We start from the raw sequence: 19,690 nt of genomic DNA on the forward strand, positions 1-19,690 counted from the left end.
ATGCGCATCAATCTCACGAGCATCTTCGTCGACGACCAGGACAAGGCGCTGGCCTTCTACACGCGGGTGCTGGGCTTCGTGAAGAGCCGCGAAATCCCGGCCGGTGCCTACCGCTGGCTCACGGTGCGGTCGCCGGAAGGTGGCGAGACGGAGCTGTCGCTCGAACCCAACGCCAATCCCGCGGCGCGCGACTACCAGCAGGCGCTGATGCGCCAGGGCATTCCCATCACCGCCTTTCACAGCGACGACCTCGATGCCGATGTGAAGCGCCTGCGCGAGCACGGCGTGCGCTTCACCACGGATCCGACCACGCACGGCCCGGTCCGGATCGCGGTCTTCGCCGATACCTGCGGCAACCTGATCCAGATCTACCAGCCGCTCGAGTGAGCCCGCGCCGCGGCCGCCTCAGCGCGCGAAGCGGCGGCGGTAGTCGACCAGGCTCACGCCGAGCCGCCGGCTGAAGGCGCGGCGGAAGCCGTCGACGTTGACATAGCCCACCGCATCGGCGAGCCGCTTGGCCGGCAGGTCCGACTCCTCGGCCAGGCGCCGGGCGGCGTCGATGCGCGCGTTCTCGACGAAATCCGCGGGCGTGGTGCCGGTCTCGGCGCGGAACACGCGCGCGAAGCTGCGCTCGCTCATCCCCGCGCGGCGCGCGAGCGCGGGCACCGAGAGGTCGTCCCTGAGGTGCGCGAGCACATGGTCCTGCACCTGGCGCACGCTGGAGCGCTCGGCGGCCTGGGCCGCGAGGTGGGCGCTGAACTGGCTCTGGCCGCCGGGCCGCTTGAGGAACATCACGAGTTCGCGCGCGACGCGCAGCGCGAGCTCGCGGCCGTGGTCCTCCTCGACCAGGGCCAGCGCGAGGTCCATGCCGGCCGTCACGCCGGCCGAGGTGAAAAGCTTGCCGTCCTTGACGTAGATCGCGTCGGCATCGACGCGCGCGCCGGGATAGGCCGCCGCGAGGCGCGCGGCCGAGTTCCAGTGGGTGGTCACGCACTTGTCCTCCAGCAGCCCCGCGGCCGCGAGCGCGAAGGCGCCGCTGCAGACCGAGCCGTAGCGCCGCGCCGCGCGCGCCTGGCGCTGCAGCCAGGCGTGCAGCCGCGGATCGCCGGCCTCCTGTTCGATGTGGGGGCTGCCCGCGACCAGCAGGGTGTCGATCGCGCCGCGCTGCGTGGCCACGGTCGCGTCCACCTCCAGGCTCAGGCCGCTGCTGCTGCGCAGCCGGCCCGGCGCGGTGCCGATCAGCTGCACCTGGTAGGCCCGCGGCCGGCCGAGCTGGCGCGAGGCCTCGGCGAAGACGTCGGCCGGGCCGGCCACGTCGAGCAGCTGGAAACGCGGGAAGGCGAGGATGGCGATGCGCATGGCGGACAAGGTTCGAGGATTGGCGGAAAACGTCGCGACGGCGCGCGGCCGGCCGGGGCAGTTTGGCAGAAACTATCCACATCAGCAAATTCTGCCAAGGAGTTCCCATGCAAGCCCAGCCGTCCGATCCGGCTCCTCCGGTTTTCCGTTCGCCCGCGCGGGTTTCGATACGCAACCTGCCGGTCAACCTCTTCGGCGCCGTCATGGGCCTTTCGGGGCTCGCGATGGCCTGGCGGCTCGCGCACCGCGGGCTCGGCGCGCCGGCCTTCGTGGGCGAGGCGATCGGCACGCTCGCGGCCGGCGTGTTCGTGCTGCTGGGGATCGGCTATCTGGCGAAGCTCGCTCGCCATGCCGACGCAGTGCGCGCGGAGTTCCTGCATCCGGTGGCGGGAAATTTTTTCGGCACCATCGCGATCTCGCTGTTGTTGCTGTCGGGCATCGTCGAGCCGTACGCTGCCTCGGCCGCGGAGATGCTCTGGGCCGCTGGCGTGCTCGCGACCTTCGTGCTGAGCTTCGCCGTGGTTTCGCGGCTTCTCAGGGGCCAGGTCGATGCGTCGCTTGCGGTGCCGGCATGGTTGGTGCCGGGCGTGGCCACGCTCGACATCGCCGTCACCGGTGGTCACATGTCGACAGGCTGGGCCGTCGAGCTCATCCTGCTTGCGAGCGCGATCGGCGCCGTGCTCGCGCTCGTGCTCTTCACGCTGATCGTCGCCCGGCTGGTGCACCGCGAGCCGATCGCGCCGGCCATGACGCCGTCGCTGATGATCCTGGTCGCGCCGTTCGCGGTGGGCTTTCTCGCCTACGTCGAAGTGACGGGCGGTATCGACCGCTTCGCGGCGCTGCTGTTCTACTTCGCGCTCTTCATGTTCGCGGTGGTCGCGCCCATGGTGTTCCGCCCGAGCGTGAAGTTCTCGCCGGCGTGGTGGGCGATCGGCTTCCCGATGGCGGCGCTCGCCAATGCGGCACTCAAGTACGCGGCCTTCCGCGCCAGCACGCCGCTGTGGCTGCTCGCGGCCGCGCTGCTCGGCGCGCTGACGCTCGCGCTCAGGGTGCTGGCGGTGCGCACCGTCCGCATGGCCATCGACGGGAGACTGCTGGCATGAACCGCGGACTGGCCTGGACCCTGGTGATCGCGGCCGGCCTGCTCGAGATCCTGTTCGCGATCGGCCTCAAGCATGCGAACGGCCTGGAGCGGCCCTGGGTCGCGCTCGGCACCGCGGCGGCGCTGGTCGGCAGTCTCGCGCTGCTTTCGATGGGACTGCGCCAGCTGCCGGTGGGCACGGCCTATGCGGTCTGGACCGGCATCGGCGCCTCGGGCACCGCGCTGGTCGGCATCGCGCTGCTCGGCGAGCCCGTGTCGGCGCCGCGGCTGGCCTCGATCGCGGCGATCGTCGGCGGCGTCGTGGGGCTGCGGCTCGCGCACTGAGGCCGCGCAGCAAGTTCGGTCAGGACGGCGGCGCTGCGGCTGCGCCATGATCGCCGCATGGATCGCCTGACTTTTCCCGCGCTCGACCCGCTGGCCGGCCTGATCGGCTGGATCGAGACGCAGCTCGACGAGGCGCTCACGGTCGAGCGCATCGCCGCGCAGGCGGGGCTGTCGCCGTACCACTTCTCGCGCCTCTTCACGGCCCGGATGGGGCGCAGCGTGATGGCCTACGTGCGCGCCCGGCGCCTGCTCCGCGCGGCGCGCAGGCTCTGCGACGAGCCAGGCCTGCGGCTCGTGGATCTCGCGTTCGACTGCGGCTTCGAATCGCAGGAAGCCTTCACGCGCGCGTTCAAGCGCGTGTTCGGCGTTTCGCCCGGCCGCTTCCGCGCCGGTTTCGCACTGATCCCCTTCGAAGGAGACTGCCCCATGACGCTCGGTTCCGCCCTGGCTGTTCCCGTCGTCCTGCTGCCCGGGCTCACCCGGCTCGACGCCTTCAGCATCGCCGGCCCCACGCGGCGCTTCGACGATGCGAGCCGCTCGGAGATCCCTCAGCTCTGGTCGGCGCTCATGCGTGCACTGCCCTTCGACGGCCAGAGCCCCAGCTGGACCACCTATGGCGCCGTCTGGGGCGTGGACCGCGAAGAGGGCAGCTTCGACTACATGGCGGGCGTGGGCGTGAAGCCCGGCAGCGCTCTTCCGCGGGGCTTCGTCGAAAAGCGGATTCCGGCGGCGAGCTATGCCGTCTTCCGCATCACGCTCGACGGTTCGGCGGTGCATCCGCAGATCAAGGCGGCGATGGCGGCCATCTGGGGCGAACTGATTCCAGCCGCGGGATTCAGGGTCGCCGACAGTCCCGACTTCGAGCGCTACGACGACCGCTTCGAGCCGATGCGGGCCGGGGCGGTGATCGACTTCCACGTGCCGGTCGACGCCTGAGCCCCTCCTGAAAAAAAGCAGCCGGGCGATGAGCGTCTCATCCCCGGCTGCCGCAACACCCCCTTCGCCGACGGACGGTCCCGAAAGACCGCCGCGCGAACGAAGCGCGCTTGGTGCGGGGCAGGCCGGTGGCGACCTGCGTCCCGCGTGGCGTCGCTTCTGGTTCTTTCTTGCTTCCCTTCCTCTCTCCTCTTGTTGTCCTCTCAGCCGAGCAGGCCGTGCAGCAGGTTCGAGACCGGCGTCAGCACGCTGTTGCTGCCCGCGACCTGATCGACCAGGCTGGTGATCGGGGTCACGACCTCGCTCACGAGCGGCGCCGCCTGTTCGACCGTGTCGACCACGCCCGCGACGGTCGCGACCACCGGCTCGAGCGTGCTGCCCGCGCCGGCCAGGATGTCGGTCACGGGCTGCGCCACTTCGGAGACGGTGGCGACCACCGGTTCCACCGTCTCGGCCACGTTGCTGGCCACGTCGAGCACCGGCTCCAGGATGCCGGCGACGGTGTCGCCGCCGAGCAGGTCGCCGCCGAGCAGGCTGCCGACAAGGCCGTCCTCGCCAAGCACACCGCCCAGCAGGTCGCCACCCAGGAGGTCGCCGCCTAGCAGGCCACCGACGATGCCATCCTCACCGAGCACGCCGCCGAGCAGGTCGCCACCCAGGAGGTCGCCGCCGAGCAGGCCACCGACGATGCCGTCCTCACCGAGCACGCCGCCGAGCAGGTCGCCACCCAGGAGGTCACCGCCGAGCAAGCCGCCGACGATGCCGTCTTCGCCGAGCACGCCGCCGAGCAGGTCGCCACCGAGGAGATCGCCACCCAGGAGGTCGCCGCCAAGCAGGCCACCGACGATGCCGTCCTCGCCGAGCACGCCGCCGAGCAGGTCGCCACCGAGGAGATCGCCACCCAGGAGGTCGCCGCCAAGCAGGCCACCGACGATGCCGTCCTCGCCGAGCACGCCGCCGAGCAGGTCGCCACCGAGGAGATCGCCACCCAGGAGGTCGCCGCCGAGCAGGCCACCGACGATGCCGTCTTCGCCGAGCACGCCGCCCAGCAGGTCGCCACCGAGGAGATCGCCACCCAGGAGGTCACCGCCTAGCAGGCCACCGACGATGCCGTCCTCACCGAGCACGCCGCCCAGCAGATCGCCGCCGAGGAGGTCGCCACCCAGGAGATCGCCGCCGAGCAAGCCGCCGACGATGCCGTCCTCACCCAGCACGCCGCCGAGCAGGTCGCCACCCAGGAGGTCGCCGCCGAGCAGGCCACCGACGATGCCGTCCTCACCGAGCACGCCGCCCAGCAAGTCGCCACCCAGGAGATCGCCGCCGAGCAAGCCGCCGACGATGCCATCCTCACCCAGCACGCCGCCGAGCAGATCGCCACCGAGAAGGTCACCGCCGAGCAGGCCGCCTACGATGCCGTCCTCACCGAGCACACCGCCCAGCAGGTCGCCACCGAGGAGATCGCCGCCGAGCAGCCCACCGACGATGCCGTCCTCACCGAGCACGCCGCCCAGCAAGTCGCCACCCAGGAGATCGCCGCCGAGCAGGCCGCCGACGATGCCATCCTCACCCAGCACGCCGCCGAGCAGATCGCCACCGAGAAGGTCACCGCCGAGCAGGCCGCCTACGATGCCGTCTTCGCCGAGCACGCCGCCGAGCAGGTCGCCACCGAGGAGATCGCCACCCAGGAGGTCGCCGCCAAGCAGGCCACCGACGATGCCGTCTTCGCCGAGCACACCGCCGAGCAGGTCGCCACCCAGCAGGTCACCGCCGAGCAGCCCACCGACGATGCCGTCTTCGCCGAGCACGCCGCCCAGCAAGTCGCCGCCCAACAGGTCGCCACCAAGCAAGCCGCCCAGCGGGCTGTCGGCCAGCAGGCCGCCCACCACGCCGTTGGCGCCGAGCAGGTTGTCCACGACGCCGTCCTGGCCCAGCAGACCGCCGCTGAGGCCTTCGCTGCCGAGCAGGCCGGCAAGCGCGCCGTCGCCGCCGAGCAGTCCGCCCACCAGTCCATCGCCGCCGATCAGGCCGCCGACCAGGCCATCGCCCGCAAGCAGGTCGCCGAGCAGGCCTTCATCGCCGAGCGGGCCGCCCAGCAGACCGCCGAGCAGGCCGTCGTCACCCAGCAGGCCACCGACCAGGCCTTCATCGGCCATCACGTCGCCGAGCAGACCACCGACCAGGCCATCCTCGGCGAGCAGGCCGCCGAGCGCGCCGTCTTCGGCCAGCAGGCCGCCGACCAGGCCGTCTTCGCTCACGAGGCCGGCCACGAGGCTGTCGTCGCCGAGCAGGCCCTCGACCACGTTCTCGACCACGCCGCCGTCGCCGATGAGGGTGTCGACGGTGTCGTCCAGGCCCAGCGCGCCGGTCACGCCGGTGAGGATCCCGTTGTCGCCCAGCAGGTTGTCGAGGCCGTTCTGCAGCGCATCGGTGACGTGATCGACCTGGCCGACGAGCGCGTCGGTCGCGCCGTTGCCGAGCAGCGGATCGAGCACCGGATTGAGCACGCCGTCGAGGTCGTCGAGCACGGTCTCGGCCACGTCGTCGACGGGGTCGAACTGGTTCGGATTGTCGCGCGTGAAGTCGTCGCCGAGCACGGGCGAGAGGATGTCGTCGACCAGGTCGGTGGTGCCGTCGACCACGCCGCTGACCGGGTCGAGCGAATCGCCCAGGCCGAGGTTGTCGTCGGACGCGCCGATCACGTTGCCCAGGAGGCCGTCGGAGGGATCGAGGAGGGCGTCGCCGTCTGCGTCGGCATCCGCATCCGCATCTGCATCTGCATCTGCATCTGCATCTGCATCTGCATCTGCATCAGCGTCCGCATCGGCATCAGCGTCCGCATCGGCATCAGCGTCCGCATCGGCATCAGCGTCCGCATCGGCATCGGCATCGGCATCGGCATCGGCGTCGGCGTCGGCGTCCGCATCCGCATCCGCATCGGCGTCCGCATCGGCGTCAGCGTCCGCGTCGGCATCAGCGTCGGCATCAGCGTCGGCATCAGCGTCCGCATCGGCATCAGCATCAGCATCAGCGTCAGCGTCAGCATCGGCATCGGCATCAGCATCGGCATCGGCATCAGCGTCCGCATCAGCGTCCGCATCGGCATCGGCATCGGCATCAGCGTCCGCATCAGCATCAGCATCAGCATCAGCATCAGCGTCCGCATCAGCATCAGCATCAGCGTCCGCATCAGCATCAGCATCAGCATCAGCATCAGCATCGGCATCGGCATCGGCATCGGCATCGGCATCGGCATCGGCATCTGCGTCCGCATCTGCATCGGCGTCGGCGTCGGCGTCGGCGTCGGCGTCGGCGTCGGCGTCGGCATCCCCGTCCGCATCCGCATCGGCGTCCGCATCGGCATCCGCGTCGGCATCGGCCTCGCCCACGGGCAGCGGAATGAAGCCGCCACCGCCGCCATCGCCACCACCGCCGCCCAGGGCGGCACCCAGGCCCACGGCGCCCAGCGCGCCGAGGGCGAATTCGCCCAGGCCGATGCCCCCGGCACCGGCCGTCGACTTGGTGACGGCCACCGCGGCGGCATCCGCATCGCTGTCGGGCGGGGTCATCTGGAGGTCGCCCGCGGCGACGTCCACGTTGACCTGTTCGAGACCACCCGGAAGCTTGGTCGAGCCGATCAGGGCATCGGTGCCGCCGGTGAAGACGCCGGCCAGCGGCGCCTTGTTGGAAGCGCTGCCCGGGAAGATCACGTTGGCGTGGCCGTCGCTGGGAACGATGACGCGGTCGCCGGGCATCAGCGCCTGGGAGCCCGCCACCGGAATCTGCGCGCCGTCGCGGATCACCATGGTCCCGGGCGTGGCCTCGGTGATCGAGCCGATGCCCGCGCGGCCCTCGAGCCCCGGCGATGCGCCGACCGCCACGGGCGCGACGGCGCCGGAGGTGATGGGCGTGGAACCAGCCTGCGCAATCACCACCGGTGCGACCTTGGAGTCGCTCGCCGGGGTGGAAGAAGAATTCAGATTGTCAGCAACAGCCATGGGGCCTCCTCGTCATTGGTGGGGAGTCCAGGGCAAGTTGTGTGCCGCTGCGAAACAGCCGCAAAAACAGCCTAAAAGTATGAAAAGAGTCCGCTTTGAGCCGTGTTCGGCGCGGTGGTGGGGGTCCGCGTTACGTTACGTCGGCCGGAGACGATCCGTAACGTCGACGACCATCGCAGCCCTCGGCGGGCGGGATGGCAGGGGCGGCTAGAACTTTATGCCGCGTCGCCGTGGCGCGGCCGCGCGAGCCCCAGACGCGCCAGCACCTGGCCCTCGTAACGCGGCCAGCCCCGAGCCGAGTTCTCGATGGCGATCTTGTCGAGCTCGAGGCGGTCGAACAGCGCGTCTGTCAGGCGCCGGTAGTCGCGGTACAGCGCGACGAGTCCATCGAGACCTGCGAGGCCGCGCCGCGCGGCGTAGGGGCCCTTGAGCTTCCAGTCGACCTGGTACTTCACCCAGGCCTCGCCGCGCTCCGCGCAGACGACATGGATGGCGCGCTCGACGTCTTGCTGCCACAGGTACACGATCAACGGCCTCAGGGGCGCGATGAGGCGCGCGACGGTATCGCAATGCGCGGCGATCTCGTCGAAGCTCGCTTCCATGAGGAAGAGGTGGGTGACGTCGCCGTGATACAGCTGTCCGTCGAACACGGCAACCGCGGCATCGGACCGGGCACCCTCGACGAAGCGCTGCCATCGCGCGGCCGCACGCGCGGCGAGCTCGTTCGGCGTGCAGTCGCGCCAGGGCTCGAACCAGTGCGCGAGCTCGTCGGTGGCGCGCACCGGGTGCGGGTCGGCGCGCTCGTGGATCGCCAGCACGGGCCGTTGCGCGGCTTCGTAGGCCCGCGCGACCCGCCGCATGGTGGTCGACTTGCCCGAACCCATGATGCCCTCGATCACCACGAGGCCGGGCGGGCGGTCGGCGGGAGGGTTCGGCGCTTCGGCAGGCATCGGGCGGTCCGGGATCGTGGGCGGGCGCCGATCGTAGCCGCCGCCGCGTGACAATGCCGGCGCCTCATCCCTCTGAAGAAAGAACGTCGCCATGCCCTCTGAAAACCCGACCCCCGTGCAGCCTGCCGGCATGCCGCCACCGGGCGGCCACTACTCGCACGGCATGGTGGCCAACGGCTTCGTGTTCGTCTCCGGCCAGCTGCCGATCACGCCGGCCGGCGAGAAGCTGGCGGGCGCGAGCTTCGCCGAGCAGGCGCGGCAGGTGCTCGAGAACGTCTCGGCGGTGCTGCAGGCGAGCGGCAGCGGCATCGCGCGGCTGGTGCAGGTCCGCGTGTACCTCGACGACATCGAGAACTGGCCCGAGTTCAACCGCATCTATGCCGACTGGGCCGGCAGCGCGCGACCGAGCCGCGCGATCGTGCCGACCGGCAAGCTGCACTACGGGCTCAAGCTCGAAGTCGAGGCCGTGGCGCTCGCGGGCTGATCGCGCAGCAGCGCCATCGCCCAGTTGTCGAGACCCACGCCGTCGATGCGCATGGCGTGCCGCATCAGGCCCTCGGTCTGGAAGCCGAGCCGCTCGTACAGCGCCTTGGCCCGGGTGTTGTCCGTGCGCACCGTCAGTTCGATGCGCGTGATGCCGCGCGCCCATGCGCCCGCGATGGCCGCGCGCATCAACGGCTCGCCGATGCTGCGGCCGCGGAACGCCGGCAGCAGGCCGATGCCGAGCGTGCCCACGTGCGCGCGCGCCTCGCCGTGCACCGGCAGCACGTCGCACCAGCCCACCACGCGCCCCTGCCAGAGCGCCACCCGCAGGCAATCGCCGCGGGCGAGGATCTGGCCGTAGAAGGCGAAGGCCTGCTCGCGCGGCGGCGCCTGGGTGAAGGCGAGATAGCGCTTCTCGCGCGCCACCGTGTCGAGCACGGCGCGCAGCGCGTCGAAATGCGCCTCGGCAAGCGGCTCGATCGAGAGGCTCATCGCGCGTCGACCTCGAACACGTCGCCGTTGGTGGGCGTCGCGTTCTCGTGATAGATGTCGTAGAGGTATTGGGCGAGTTCGCCGCGCGGCAGGTCGGAAGGAATCGCGAGTTCGGCCGGCCGGCGCTTGCCGTCGGCGCTCACCACCGAGGCCCGCCACGCGTCGCCGGCGCGCTCGATGCGCAGCAGCTGGCCGAAGACGTTGAACAGATGGTGCATGCCCATGCCGCTCACTTCCTGCGCTTCGCGGGCTTCGCCTTGGCGGCATTGCGCTCGGCCGCCGCGCGCACCAGGGCCTTGAACGCCTCCGCATCGACCGCCTCGCCCTCGCGGATGTCGATCGCGCGGCGCACCTTGCCTTCGAGGCTGGCGTTGAACAGGCCGGCCGGATCGTCGAGCGAGGCGCCGTGCGCGAAGGTCAGCTTGACCACGGCCTTGTAGGTCTCGCCGGTGGTGATGATCCCGTTGTGCGACCACACGGGCGTGCCCATCCACTTCACCTCCTCCACCACGTCGGGCAGCGCCTGCAGGATGAGCTCACGCATCCGGGCGAGGGTCCGGCCGCGCCAGTCGCCGAGTTCGGCGATCTTGCGATCGATCTGCTCGGAGGCCGGCAGGGTGCCGGCTGCTGCGTTCTCGGGCGATGTCATGCGCGCTCCTGGCGTTGGGGGTGGTTCGTCGTCGGGCGATCCTACCCGTGGCGCGGCGGCGCGGGCAGACCGCGCGGCCGGCGCGACATGCACGATGATGCATGTTCCGCTGCGTGACATGCACTGGAATTGCGGCGGCGGCGGGCGCGCTGCGCCGCCCGGAAGAAGCGCTTTGGCTACAAGCTGCTTCTCGTCGTTTCCTCGGGGGTGGCGGCGCGGGGATGCATGCATCATCTTGCACGTCTCTTCGCTGCGGCCTCTGCCGCATCGAAGCAGATCGGCAATTTAATTCACCCCAAGGAGACGGAAATGCCTGCACACCGAAGAGAGGGCGCCGTGGCGCTCGCCTGCATGGCCGCTGCGGCGGCGCTGGTCGGCTGCGGCGGAGGCGGCGGCCGGCCCGGCTGGAGCTTTCCGCCCATCGTCGGCGGCAATCCGCCCCCGGCGCCGCAGAAGCTCGCCTGCGACGAGACCCTGAAGACCGGCTTCGCGCCCGACGCGCAGACCACGGTGCTGCTCGTGAAGGCGTTCAGGAAGGGCGATCCGCTGCTGCTGAGCGGTGCCGCCACGGCCGCCACGCCGACGGCGCAGAACGACCTCTGCTTCGTGAAGCTCAACGTCGGGCCCGGCCACCCGGGCCCGGCCGACGCGCCGTCCACCTCGCCCGGCATCGGCATCGAGGTCTGGCTGCCCGCGCCGGCCAACTGGAACAGGCGCATCCACGTGAAGGGCGGCGGCGGCTGGGCGGGCGGCACGCAGGGCACGCTCGGCGGCATCCTGCCGAACTCCGGCTCCGCCGGTTCGGCGAGCGACACCGCGGGCATCGAAGGTGCGGTCTCCGCCACCACCGACACCGGCCATGCGGTGAGCAACGGCTCGTTCGCGATGAATCCCGACGGCACCGTCAACACGACGCTGTGGAAGGACTTCTCCGAACGCGGCATCCACGAGATGGCGATCAAGACCAAGGCGCTCGCCAAGGCCTACTACGGCGAGGAGGCGAAGTATGCGTACTGGAACGGCTTCTCCACCGGCGGCCGCCAGGGCCTGAAGGAGGCGCAGGCCAACCCCGCGGATTTCGACGGCATCCTCGCGGGCGCGCCGGCCAACAACTGGTCCAAGTTCATCACCACGGAGCTCTATCCGCAGATCGTCGTGCAGCGCGACCTCGGCGGCGTTGCGTTGACGGCGGCGCAGCACACCACGGTGTCGAAAGCGGCGATCAACGCCTGCGACCTCGTCGGCGGCGTGCACCTGGGCTATGTGCCCGACCCGGCGAGCTGTCGCTACGACCCGGCGGCGGACGCGGCCGTGATCTGCACCGCCGACGGCGGCACCAACGCCACGGCAGGTTGCGTGACGCCCGCGCAGGCGACGGCCTTCAACAAGTTCTGGTACGGCCAGACGGCCGACGGCTCGGTGCCCGATCCCGCGCTCGACAACGGCTTTGCCGCCACCACCGCCGCGGGACAGAAGTGGTTCGGCCTCGCGCGCGGCGCCAGCCTCACCGGGCTGGCCGGCGCGGCGCCGTTCCCGATCTCGACCGACCAGGTCGCGCTCGAACTGCAGGACCCGCGGCTCGCCACGCCGACTTTCCGCAATGCCACGGGCGACGGCGCCGACGGCTGGAAGTCGCTCGGCTACGCGCAGCTCGCGAATGCCTGGGACCGCGGCGTCGCGCTGCAGGCCGCGTTCGCCAACATCAACACCGACAACCCCGACCTCTCCGCCTTCCGCGACCGCAAGGGCAAGCTGCTGTCGTACCACGGGCTGGCCGACACGCTGATCCCGCCGCAGGGCACGCTGCACTACTACGGCCGCGTGGCCGCGCAGATGGGTGGCATCGCCGCCACGCAGGACTTCTATCGGCTGTACCTGGTGCCGGGCATGGGCCACGGCTTCAACAACGGCACCGCCAACCCCGACGCGAATCCGCCGCTGCCCACCAACGCGCAGCTCTACGCGCTGCTGACCGACTGGGTCGAGAAGGGCATTGCGCCGCCCGCGCGGCTCGAGGTCGCCACCACCGCGAGCGCCGCCTTCCCGGTGGTGAAGACGCGGCCGCTGTGCCTCTATCCGCTGAAGGCGGTTTACAACGCGGGCGATCCGAACACGGCGGCGAGCTACAGCTGCGCGTAGGCCCCGGGCGCGGCCGCCGGCGCGCCGTGTAAACGCAACGGCAGGCGACGCGTTGACCTTCGATGCGCCTTCTTGCCGTCTCCCTGCTGGCCGCGCTGCTGGCCTCGCCCACCCGTTCGGAGCCGCCTGAAGCGGCAACCGCGCCGCCGATCCCGTTCGCCGACGCGCACGTGCACCTCAACGACGTCGAGATGCAGCTCCAGCTGATGGAGCGCTGGGGCGCCACGCAGGCGGTGGTGTTCTGGGGCGGCCGCAGCAGCAACGCCTCGGTGCTGGAGGCCGCGCGCCGTCATCCGGGCCGCCTGATTCCGTTCGCTTCGATCTCGCCGGAGCGCACCGCCTACCGGCCCGCATGGGCGCAGGACGATCCGGCACTGCTGGCGCAGCTCGATGCGCTGCTGGAATCGGGCGAGTACAAGGGCATCGGCGAGATCTCGGCCGCGCACTTTCCTTCGGCCGGCTTTGCCGAGACCGACTTCAGCCCGCTCGGCGCGACGATGACGGGCATCATGGACCTCGCGCGCAAGCACCGGGTGCCGGTGATGGTGCACGTCGAGCTCACCCGCATGAACGAGCTGGGCACGCTGCTGGAGCGCTTCCGAGACGTGGACGTGATCTGGGCGCATGGCGGGTACACGCCGCTCTTCCTGGCGCGGCGCATGCTCGAGCGGCATCCCAACCTCTACTACGAACTCAGCGCGCGCACCTGGCCGCGGCATCCGCGCTCGCCGGACTACACCATTCTCGGCGACGGCGCGCAGGTGTGGTCCGAGTGGCTGCGCCTGATCGAGCAGATGCCGGAGCGCTTCCTCGTCGGCACCGACGCCAGCCATCGCTCGGCCGAGAGCGAGGCGATGAAGTTCGCGAGCGTGCAGGCCTTCCTGCGCCAGCTGGCGCCGTCGGCGCGAGAGCCGGTCGCGCGCGGCAACCTGCTGCGGCTGGTCGGGCTCAGCCCGCGGCGCCCTGCTTCAACGCCGTGACCTCGATCTCGATCTTCATACGCGGGTCCGCCAGGCCCGCGGAGATCATCATGGCGGCGGGCCGCACGGTGCCGAAGTACTTCCGCAGCACCGGCCAGCAGGCCTCGAAGTCGGCGCCGTCGGGCAGCACGTAGGTCACGCGCACCACGTCCGCGATGCCGGCACCGGCCTGCTGCAGCGCGGACTCGATGTTCTTCAGGCACTGCTCGGCCTGTTCGACGATGTCGTCGGCGATGGTCATCGTCGCGTAGTCGAAGCCGGTGGTGCCCGAGACGAACACCCAGTCGCCCGCCACCACGGCGCGGGAGTAGCCGATCTGTTCTTCGAAGGTGGAGCCGGAGCTGATGCGTCGTCGGGTCATGGGATTCGATGGTTGGTCGGGGCTCGCGATGGTAAGCGCGAAGAGGGCGCGCGGGCCACGCACCCGGTTTGATGTGCATCAACATGGCGGCGCGGTGCCGGCCGATCATCGGTGCGTCACTTCTCCACCGAGGATTCACCATGACGCGCATTCCCATGGCAGGCCTTGCCGCAATGGCCGTTCTGAGTGCCTGCACCGTGCTGCCCCCCGGCGGCGCAACGTCCGCCGAGGACCACGCGCGGCACCATCCGCCCGGCGCCAATGCGCCCGCGGCCGCGAAGGCGGACCAGCAGATGATGCAGATGCGCGAGATGCATCGGAAGATGCGCGCCGCGAGGACGCCTCAGGAGCGCCAGGCCCTGATGGCCGAGCACATGAAGGCCATGCAGGGCGGCATGTCGATGATGTGTGAGATGGGCGCGGCCGCACCGGCGGGCGCGGCCGCCCCCGCGGGCGGCGAGATGATGATGAAGCGCTGCATGGAGATGAAGGACATGACCATGCAGATGATGCTGGACCGCGAGCGTGCCGGCGGCGCTGGGTCCTGACGCCGCCCGCCCGGACGGCGGCTACTTGCCGGCCACCACGGTCCGCTTGTGCAGCGGCTTGGAACGCAGCGAGCTCGGCGCATCGATGCCCGCATCCTCGTCGACCCCTACCGCGAGCCGGTCCACCAGCTCGCCGCCGAGCCAGGCCGTGACGAGAGCGACCGCCGCGCCGGCGAAGGCCCAGATCGACTCGCCGAGTTCGGGCGCATAGTTCCGGTCGCGCAGCATGAAGCTCAGCGCGAAGAGCAGCAGCACCACCACGTTGCCGCCGCCATGCATCGCACCGATGCGCTTGGCGCGCGTGCCCGCGGGAATGGCGAGCCAGTCGATCAGGCCGAACGGGGCGGCGAGCAGCCCGCCCACCAGGCCGGCGGCGATCATCCAGTACGACACCGCCGCCATGACCTGGCTGCCGGTGGCGAGATGGATCAGGTCGAAGACCACCGCCGTGGCGAGAAGGCCGAGCGGAAACACCACCAGCATCTGGTGCACCGGGTGGCCGAGCAAACGAACTCTTGCACGCATGGGATCACCTCCTGGGTTGCCGAGACGCCATCTGAGCCAGTGCCGCCCGGCTCGGGCGCGGGCCGCCGCCGCCTGTCGGGGTCGGCACTGTCCTACCGGGCCTGCGCCGGATGCGGGTGTCCCTGCTCGGCGCCCGGAGAAAACCGTGCTGTTTAGAATCCGCGCCATGTCCCGGGTTCGCCTCCTCGTCCTTTGGCTCATGCTGTTCGCCGTGCCCCTGCAGGCATTCGCGGCGGCAGCCATGGTCTTCTGCGGACCGGGCGCGCCGGGCGCCCCGGCGGTGGCAGGCAGCATGGCGCATGACCATGCGGCGCCGCATGCGCATGGCAGCGATGCGGCCCATGCGGACCACCACCATGCGCTCGCGCACGACGACGGCGACGGCGACGGTGCCGACCCGACCTCGCATGCATCGTCCTCCGACACCCTGCACAAGTGCGGCAGCTGCGCCGCCTGCCATGCGACGGCGATCGCCTGCACGCCCGAGCTGCTGGCGTTCCAGGGCCTGCCGCGCGCCGACCTGAGCGAGCCGCCCGCCGCGGTGGCCACGGTCGCGCCGCGCCTTCTCGACAAACCTCCTCGCGCCTGAGGCGTTCGTGCGTCCGCAGTCCGGCAACGGGCTGCGGCGAACGCGCGCACGCACACCCATGCATCGCCTGCGCCATGCGTGCCCGTCCGGGGCCGCGCCGGCGCATCCCGTTCATGAACCCGCGAGGACGCCATGTTCCATTCATCGCCAGCCCGGTGGCTGGCCGTCATTCCCATCGCCGCGGCGGCGCTCGCCGCCGCAGCCCAGCCGACGCCGGCGCCTGCCGCGCGCGCGCCGGCCGTTCCCGCCTACAAAAGCGCCTTCGAGGGCTACCAGCCGTTCGCCGACGCGCAGCCGATTCCCTGGAAGGAGGCCAACGAGACCGTGCACCGCCGCGGCGGCTGGCGCGCCTATGCGAAGGAGGCGGCGGGGCCTTCGGAAGGCGGCGCCGCCGCGGATCCGCACGCGGGCCATGCGAGGCCCGCGCCGCCGGCAGCGGAGAAGAAGCCATGAAGGCCGCGCACAGGGGCCTGGTCCGCCGCTCGGCCGTTGCCGCGGCCGCCATGGTGCTCGCGGGTTGCGCCTCGGTCGGCATCGACGGCGCGCTGCAGGCCACCAACGCCGACGCCGCATCGTTCACCGACGGCAGGCTCGAACTGAGCCGCACCGCGGCGCAGCGCGACCGGCGCGCGGCGCTGACGCAGGAACTGCTGTCGCGGCCGCTGTCGCAGAGTGATGCGGTCCAGCTCGCCCTGGCCAACAGCCCCGCGGTGCAGGTGCTGGTCGCACAAGGCTGGGCCGACATCGCTGCGGCCGACCAGCGGGGCCGCCTGGCCAACCCCGTCTTCTCGTTCGAGCGGATGCGCATGGGCAGCGAACTCGAACTGGGGCGCCTGCTCTCGTTCGGGCTCGTGGACCTGATCCTGCTGCCGCAGCGCCTGTCGATCTCGAAGGGCCTGTCGCGCCAGGCCCAGGTGCAGCTCACGGCGAGCGTGGTCGATCAGGTCACGCAGGTGCGGCAGGCCTGGGTGCGCGCCGTGGCCGCGCAGCAGATGCTGACGTATGCCGAACAGGTTCACCGCGCCGCGCAGGCCAGCGCCGAGCTCGCGCGCCGCATGCAGCGCATCGGCAATTTCAGCAAGCTGCAGCGCGCGCGGCAGCAGGTCTTCTATGCCGATGCCGCCACGCAGCTCGCGGCGGCCCGGCATGCCGGCACCGCCGCGCGCGAGGAACTGGTGCGCGCGCTCGGCCTTGACGATGCGCAGGCCGCGCAACTCGCGTTGCCCGAGCGCCTGCCCGACCTGCCGAAGACGCCGCGCGATGCGAAGGAGGTGGCCGCCACCGCGACCGAACAGCGCCTGGACGTCCGGCTCGCGCGCGCGCAGCTCGACGTGGCGGGCCGCTCGCAGGGCCTGAACCTGCTGTCGACCTTCGTCGACGTGGAAGTGGGCGGCCGCCGCGACACGGTGTTCGACAACGCCGAAGGCACGAAGCACACGCGCCGCGGCTTCGAGGCGGACATCCGCCTGCCGCTGTTCGACTGGGGCTCGGCGCAGCGCGATGCGCTCAATGCGCAGTCGATCGCCGCCGCCAACCGCTACGACGCCGTGGTGCGCGGCGCCTCCTCGCAGCTGCGCGAGGGCTATTCCGCCTACCGCACCGCCTACGACATCGCGCGGCACTACCGCGACGAGATCGTGCCGCTGCGACAGGCCATGGCCGACGAGAACGTGCTGCGCTACAACGGCATGCTGATCGGCGTCTTCGAGCTGCTGGCCGAAGCGCGCGACCAGATCGCCAGCGTGAGCAACGCCATCCAGGCGCAGCAGCAGTTCTGGCTTGCCGATGCGGCGCTCTCCGCGTCCGTCATGGGCAAGCCCACGCCCGTGGCCGGTGCGATGCCCGCCACCACCGGTGCGGCCGACGCCGGCGCCGCGCACTGACCTCCCTTCCACCGATGGAACCCAACGACATGACAAGCAGACGCAATTTCCTCGGCGGCGCCGGTGCGATCACCGGCGCCATCGCGGCCGCGGCCGTGAGCAGGGCGGCCATGGCCGCCTTGCCCGAGCCCGTGCTGCAGACCCGGCCCGACACCATGCCGCCGCTCGTGCCCGCGAACGGCCGGCCCTACGACCCCGTGGTCACGCTCAACGGCTGGACCCTGCCCTGGCGCATGAACAACGGCGTCAAGGAGTTCCACCTGGTGGCCGAGCCGGTGGTGCGCGAGATGGCGCCGGGCTTCAAGGCCAACCTCTGGGGCTACAACGGCCAGTCGCCCGGCCCGACGATCGAGGTGGTCGAGGGCGACCGGGTGCGCATCTTCGTGACCAACAAGCTGCCCGAGCACACCAGCGTGCACTGGCACGGCCAGCGCCTGCCCAACGGCATGGACGGCGTCTCGGGCCTGACGCAGCCGCCGATCCGGCCCGGCAAGACCTTCGTCTACGAATTCGTGGCGCGGCGGCCCGGCACCTTCATGTACCACCCGCATGCGGACGAGATGACGCAGATGGCGATGGGCATGATGGGCTTCTGGGTCACGCACCCAAAGGGCGAGCATCCGCTGATCGAGAAGGTGGACCGCGACTTCGTGTTCCTGCTCAACGCCTACGACGTCGAGCCCGGCAGCGCGACGCCCAGGATCATGACCATGCTCGACTTCAACCTCTGGTCGTGGAACAGCCGCATCTTCCCGGGCATCGATTCGCTCAACGTGCGGCTCAACGACAAGGTGCGCATCCGCATCGGCAACCTGACGATGACCAACCACCCGATGCATCTGCACGGGCACGAGTTCCAGGTCACGGGCACCGACGGCGGTCCCACGCCGAAGAGCACGCGCCTGCACGAGGTGACCACCGACGTGGCCGTCGGCCAGATGCGGCAGATCGAGTTCCTGGCCGACGAGGAGGGCGACTGGGCCTTCCACTGCCACAAGAGCCATCACACGATGAACGCGATGGGGCACGACGTGCCCACGATGATCGGCCTCGACCACAAGGACGTGGCGCGCCAGATCACGAGCCTCGTGCCCGACTACATGGTCATGGGCGAGCGCGGCATGGCGGACATGGCCGAGATGGAGATGCCCCTGCCCGACAACACCGCGCCGATGATGACCGGCGAGGGACCGTTCGGCTCGGTCGAGATGGGCGGCATGTTCAGCGTCGTCAAGGTGCGCAGGCACCAGAAGCCCGGCGACTACGGCAACCCCGGATGGTTCAAGCACCCGCGGGGCACGGTCGCCTACGAGTTCGACGGCGCGCCCGCCGAGCCGCCGCGCCGGCGCGATGCGGGCGCGGCCGCGATGCCCGCGCGGAACATGCCGGCCCGCAACATCGAAGTGCAGGTGCGCAAGCCCCGCGGCGGCCATGCCGGGCACTGACGCGGTGCCCTTGAACCTCCTTCCCCCTCCCTACCCATTGAAAAAAGGACAACCCATGAGAAAAGCATTCCGCAACACCGCTCTCGCCGCGCTGCTGGCCCTGGCGGGCGCGGCGGCCTGCGCCGCGGGCGATCATGCCGGCGGCCACGGCCACGGCCACGGCCATGACGCCGGCGAAGCCATCGGCAGGCCCGGCAACGCCGCCAGGGCCACGCGCACGGTGAAGGTCGACATGACCGACGACATGCGCTTCAGCCCCGCGCGCATCACGGTGCGGCAGGGCGAGACCGTCCGCTTCGTCGTCAGGAACGCGGGCGCGCTGAAGCACGAGCTCGTGCTCGGCACCGAGAAGGAACTGCAGGCGCACTACGAGGCCATGAAGAAGAACCCCGAGATGGAACACGCGGACCCGAACATGGTGACGCTGGACGCGGGCCGCAGCGGGGAGATCGTGTGGCAGTTCACCAGGGCCGGGCGCGTCGACTTCGGCTGCCTGCAGCCGGGCCACTACGACGCGGGCATGAAAGGCGCCGTGACGGTGGCGAAGACCGGCGCGAAGTAACGCAGGAGCAGAACCATGGCAGCGAAGATCAGTTTCATTTCACGCATGGCACTGGCGGCGGCAATGGCCGCAGCGGGCTTTTCGGGTGCCGCCGTCGCCCAGACGGCGGCACCGGCAGCGAACGCCCCCGCCGCGGCGGCCGAGCTGGCCGACGGCGAGATCCGCAAGATCGACAAGGAGAACAGGAAGCTCACCATCAAGCACGGCCCGCTCAAGAGCCTGGACATGCCCAGCATGACCATGGTCTTCGGCGTGCGCGACGAGACGATGCTGGAGACGCTCCAGGCCGGCGACAAGGTGCGGTTCGATGCGGCGAAGGTGGATGGGAAGATCGTGGTCACGCACATCGAACCTGCGCGCTGAACGGC

General features: G+C 70.8%; 22 protein-coding genes. 14 read left to right on the top strand and 8 right to left on the bottom strand.

Annotated elements, in window-relative coordinates; translation table 11 throughout:
• Window positions 1-387, top strand: a complete 387-nt coding sequence (locus tag M2165_RS01175) for a VOC family protein (protein WP_280812832.1) — start codon at window positions 1-3, stop codon at window positions 385-387.
• 18 nt (window positions 388-405) lie between these two features.
• On the opposite strand, the gene M2165_RS01180 is transcribed toward M2165_RS01175, so the two are convergent.
• The gene (locus M2165_RS01180; protein WP_280812833.1) at window positions 406-1,359 is read right to left on the bottom strand and encodes a DJ-1/PfpI family protein; all 954 of its coding nucleotides are present in this window, start codon (window positions 1,357-1,359) and stop codon (window positions 406-408) included.
• 107 nt (window positions 1,360-1,466) lie between these two features.
• On the opposite strand from M2165_RS01180, the gene M2165_RS01185 reads away from it, so the two are divergent.
• From M2165_RS01185 to M2165_RS01195, 3 genes are read left to right on the top strand one after another with little or no spacing between them, the layout of a single operon-like run.
• Entirely contained in the window at window positions 1,467-2,462 is a 996-nt protein-coding gene (locus M2165_RS01185; protein WP_280812834.1) for an SLAC1 anion channel family protein, read from the top strand.
• A gap of 8 nt (window positions 2,463-2,470) precedes the next feature.
• Window positions 2,471-2,785: a multidrug efflux SMR transporter gene (locus tag M2165_RS01190; RefSeq protein WP_280813154.1), complete on the top strand. Its 315-nt coding sequence runs from the start codon at window positions 2,471-2,473 to the stop codon at window positions 2,783-2,785.
• 57 nt (window positions 2,786-2,842) lie between these two features.
• Window positions 2,843-3,721, top strand: coding sequence for an AraC family transcriptional regulator (locus tag M2165_RS01195; protein WP_280812835.1), 879 nt, complete (start codon window positions 2,843-2,845; stop codon window positions 3,719-3,721).
• A 203-nt stretch (window positions 3,722-3,924) separates the two neighbouring features.
• Here M2165_RS01195 and M2165_RS01200 read toward each other — a convergent pair whose 3' ends face one another.
• Both M2165_RS01200 and M2165_RS01205 read right to left on the bottom strand, forming a co-directional pair.
• Window positions 3,925-7,716: a hypothetical protein gene (locus M2165_RS01200; protein WP_280812836.1), complete on the bottom strand. Its 3,792-nt coding sequence runs from the start codon at window positions 7,714-7,716 to the stop codon at window positions 3,925-3,927.
• A gap of 215 nt (window positions 7,717-7,931) precedes the next feature.
• Window positions 7,932-8,759: a hypothetical protein gene (locus M2165_RS01205; RefSeq protein WP_280812837.1), complete on the bottom strand. Its 828-nt coding sequence runs from the start codon at window positions 8,757-8,759 to the stop codon at window positions 7,932-7,934.
• Between M2165_RS01205 and M2165_RS01210 the strand changes: the two genes are divergently transcribed.
• Window positions 8,758-9,150, top strand: coding sequence for a RidA family protein (locus M2165_RS01210; RefSeq protein ID WP_280812838.1), 393 nt, complete (start codon window positions 8,758-8,760; stop codon window positions 9,148-9,150). The genes M2165_RS01205 and M2165_RS01210 overlap by 2 nt on opposite strands.
• Here M2165_RS01210 and M2165_RS01215 read toward each other — a convergent pair.
• From M2165_RS01215 to M2165_RS01225, 3 genes are read right to left on the bottom strand one after another with little or no spacing between them, the layout of a single operon-like run.
• A complete protein-coding gene (locus M2165_RS01215; protein WP_280812839.1) occupies window positions 9,105-9,641 on the bottom strand; it encodes a GNAT family N-acetyltransferase in 537 nt (178 codons plus the stop codon). The genes M2165_RS01210 and M2165_RS01215 overlap by 46 nt on opposite strands.
• Window positions 9,638-9,859, bottom strand: coding sequence for a hypothetical protein (locus M2165_RS01220; RefSeq protein ID WP_280813155.1), 222 nt, complete (start codon window positions 9,857-9,859; stop codon window positions 9,638-9,640). The genes M2165_RS01215 and M2165_RS01220 overlap by 4 nt, the downstream gene beginning before the upstream one ends.
• A gap of 11 nt (window positions 9,860-9,870) precedes the next feature.
• Window positions 9,871-10,290 carry a DUF1801 domain-containing protein gene (locus tag M2165_RS01225; RefSeq protein ID WP_280812840.1) on the bottom strand — a complete coding sequence of 140 codons (420 nt, stop codon included), beginning with the start codon at window positions 10,288-10,290 and terminating at the stop codon, window positions 9,871-9,873.
• Between the two features lie 309 nt (window positions 10,291-10,599).
• Between M2165_RS01225 and M2165_RS01230 the strand changes: the two genes are divergently transcribed.
• Together M2165_RS01230 and M2165_RS01235 are read left to right on the top strand one after the other, a co-directional pair.
• Complete coding sequence (locus tag M2165_RS01230) at window positions 10,600-12,429, top strand: tannase/feruloyl esterase family alpha/beta hydrolase (protein ID WP_280812841.1); 1,830 nt, start codon at window positions 10,600-10,602, stop codon at window positions 12,427-12,429.
• Window positions 12,430-12,491: 62 nt separating this feature from the next.
• Window positions 12,492-13,409, top strand: a complete 918-nt coding sequence (locus M2165_RS01235) for a TatD family hydrolase (protein WP_280812842.1) — start codon at window positions 12,492-12,494, stop codon at window positions 13,407-13,409.
• Here the strand turns inward: M2165_RS01235 and M2165_RS01240 are convergent.
• A complete protein-coding gene (locus M2165_RS01240) occupies window positions 13,378-13,770 on the bottom strand; it encodes a RidA family protein (protein WP_280812843.1) in 393 nt (130 codons plus the stop codon). The two genes, M2165_RS01235 and M2165_RS01240, sit on opposite strands and share 32 nt — an antisense overlap.
• 140 nt (window positions 13,771-13,910) lie before the next feature.
• Between M2165_RS01240 and M2165_RS01245 the strand changes: the two genes are divergently transcribed.
• The gene (locus tag M2165_RS01245) at window positions 13,911-14,318 is read left to right on the top strand and encodes a hypothetical protein (RefSeq protein ID WP_280812844.1); all 408 of its coding nucleotides are present in this window, start codon (window positions 13,911-13,913) and stop codon (window positions 14,316-14,318) included.
• A 21-nt stretch (window positions 14,319-14,339) separates the two neighbouring features.
• On the opposite strand, the gene M2165_RS01250 is transcribed toward M2165_RS01245, so the two are convergent.
• Window positions 14,340-14,843, bottom strand: a complete 504-nt coding sequence (locus M2165_RS01250) for a DUF2231 domain-containing protein (protein ID WP_280812845.1) — start codon at window positions 14,841-14,843, stop codon at window positions 14,340-14,342.
• A 166-nt stretch (window positions 14,844-15,009) separates the two neighbouring features.
• Between M2165_RS01250 and M2165_RS01255 the strand changes: the two genes are divergently transcribed.
• The 6 genes from M2165_RS01255 (at window position 15,010) to M2165_RS01280 (ending at window position 19,685) form a co-directional block, all read left to right on the top strand.
• Complete coding sequence (locus tag M2165_RS01255; RefSeq protein ID WP_280812846.1) at window positions 15,010-15,432, top strand: hypothetical protein; 423 nt, start codon at window positions 15,010-15,012, stop codon at window positions 15,430-15,432.
• 132 nt (window positions 15,433-15,564) lie between these two features.
• Window positions 15,565-15,885: a hypothetical protein gene (locus M2165_RS01260; RefSeq protein ID WP_280812847.1), complete on the top strand. Its 321-nt coding sequence runs from the start codon at window positions 15,565-15,567 to the stop codon at window positions 15,883-15,885.
• A complete protein-coding gene (locus tag M2165_RS01265; RefSeq protein ID WP_280812848.1) occupies window positions 15,882-17,315 on the top strand; it encodes a TolC family protein in 1,434 nt (477 codons plus the stop codon). The genes M2165_RS01260 and M2165_RS01265 overlap by 4 nt, the downstream gene beginning before the upstream one ends.
• Window positions 17,316-17,344: 29 nt before the next feature.
• On the top strand, window positions 17,345-18,760 hold the full coding sequence (locus M2165_RS01270; protein ID WP_280812849.1) for a copper oxidase: 1,416 nt from the start codon (window positions 17,345-17,347) through the stop codon (window positions 18,758-18,760).
• A gap of 55 nt (window positions 18,761-18,815) precedes the next feature.
• A complete protein-coding gene (locus tag M2165_RS01275) occupies window positions 18,816-19,322 on the top strand; it encodes a cupredoxin family protein (protein ID WP_280812851.1) in 507 nt (168 codons plus the stop codon).
• A 15-nt stretch (window positions 19,323-19,337) separates the two neighbouring features.
• The gene (locus M2165_RS01280; protein WP_280812852.1) at window positions 19,338-19,685 is read left to right on the top strand and encodes a copper-binding protein; all 348 of its coding nucleotides are present in this window, start codon (window positions 19,338-19,340) and stop codon (window positions 19,683-19,685) included.
• Window positions 19,686-19,690: the final 5 nt, after the last annotated feature.

Origin of the sequence: Variovorax sp. TBS-050B (assembly GCF_029893635.1) — a bacterium.
Taxonomy (GTDB): domain Bacteria; phylum Pseudomonadota; class Gammaproteobacteria; order Burkholderiales; family Burkholderiaceae_C; genus Variovorax.